The 1,762-nt window shown below is 43.2% G+C and carries 2 protein-coding genes; both read left to right on the top strand.

Features of this window, described 5'->3' with window-relative positions; all coding sequences use genetic code 11:
• The first annotated feature begins 320 nt into the window (after positions 1-320).
• Entirely contained in the window at positions 321-1,445 is a 1,125-nt protein-coding gene (gene ald / locus UB32_RS16355) for an alanine dehydrogenase (RefSeq protein ID WP_044395686.1), read from the top strand.
• A 135-nt stretch (positions 1,446-1,580) separates the two neighbouring features.
• Positions 1,581-1,762: hypothetical protein (locus UB32_RS20300; protein WP_044395688.1), on the top strand; the 182-nt coding region annotated here is incomplete at its 3' end.

The raw sequence follows: 1,762 nt of genomic DNA on the forward strand, positions 1-1,762 counted from the left end.
GCAAGAGAGATAGCCTTATGGAGGCGGAACTGCACGCATAAGGGTATCATTCTGCAAGAGAGATACCCTTATTGCAGTTGTTTTAGTAATATAGTAAATTCGAGGAGTTGTGCTTTCCAATTCACTATATAGAATTATTCAAATATACAGAATAATATATTTAAAAAATTTCAAACGAATTGTTTTGCCAAACGCGCTTTTTTCTACTAAAATGAAAGTGTTTTCAATCTCGTTTCTTTTTCCTGTTTTTTATTTTGAAAATTATGAGATGGAGCAGGATGAATGGATGAGCGATTATAATACATAGGAGGTATGCAAGAATGCGTATCGGTGTACCTAAAGAGATAAAGAATAATGAAAACCGAGTGGCCATGACGCCTGCAGGAGTTGTCAACCTTGTGAAATTCGGACATGAGGTGTATATCGAATCAGCTGCCGGCATCGGCTCGAGTTTTACCGATGAAGATTACAAAGCTGCTGGTGCATTCATTGTCGAAAATGCACAAGAAGCATGGGCACAGGATATGGTCATGAAAGTGAAAGAACCTCTGCCAGAAGAGTATGGTTATTTTCGTGAAGGGTTAATTTTATTCACCTATTTGCACTTGGCCCCAGAACCCGAACTGACAACAGCATTGATTGAGAACAAGGTAGTGGGAATCGCCTATGAGACAGTGCAACTGGCAAATGGTTCACTTCCATTGCTGACGCCTATGAGTGAAGTGGCTGGACGTATGTCTACCCAAATTGGCGCTCAGTTTCTAGAAAAGGTGCATGGCGGAAAAGGGATCCTTCTTGGTGGCGTTCCTGGCGTCCAAAGAGGCAAGGTTACCATCATCGGCGGCGGTGTAGCCGGAACGAATGCAGCAAAGATGGCAGTCGGACTTGGTGCTGAGGTTACGATGATTGACTTGAATCCCGATCGTCTTCGCCATTTAGACGATATATTTGGTTCTGATATTACAACGCTTATGTCCAATCCATTGAATATTGCTGAAGCGATTAAAGCTTCTGACCTTGTAATCGGCGCTGTATTGATTCCTGGTGCAAAGGCTCCTAAGCTGGTAACTGCAGAAATGATCCAATCTATGAACCCAGGATCCGTCGTTGTCGATATCGCGATCGATCAAGGTGGAATTTTTGAAACAACGGACAGAATCACAACTCATGACAACCCTACTTATGAAAAGCATGGTGTCGTACACTACGCTGTTGCCAATATGCCGGGAGCAGTTCCCCGCACAAGCACAATCGCACTGACAAACGTAACAGTGCCTTATGCGGTGCAAATTGCGAACAAAGGGTACAAGCAGGCTTGCCTTGACAACGAAGCCTTGCTGAAAGGGATCAACACGCTGAACGGCTATGTAACCTATCAGGCCGTAGCCGAAGCGCATAACCTGGTATACTCTGAAACAAAAACTTTATTGGAACAAATTTCATAATGAAAAACGAGATCCGGAAATAATCATTCCGGATCTTTTTTCCTATAAAAAGGCGGGCAGCGCTTGTCGGAGCTGACCAAGGCGCTTGAATAATATATGTTGACCCTTTTTTTGCAATTGCGGGAAAATCGAGGCATGGAGCCAAATATTCTTAAACGAATCTTTTTTGTTGATAGACACGAAGGCGAAAAACGTCTTGAGGAGTTAGCGGCAAACGGCTTGCCTAAGCGTAGGCTATGTGCTAATGCTGGAAAAATTTATTTTGACAGGTTTGGGGACGTAGAGCGAAAAGTTGTCAAGAAAGCCCCGTTATTTTG

Origin of the sequence: Mesobacillus subterraneus, assembly GCF_000934845.1 — a bacterium.
Lineage (GTDB): Bacteria > Bacillota > Bacilli > Bacillales > Cytobacillaceae > Mesobacillus > Mesobacillus stamsii.

Bases quoted from the DNA above. Each gene is read 5' to 3' on its own strand.
- ald (WP_044395686.1), top strand. From the start codon at position 321: ATGCGTATCGGTGTACCTAAAGAGATAAAGAATAATGAAAACCGAGTG.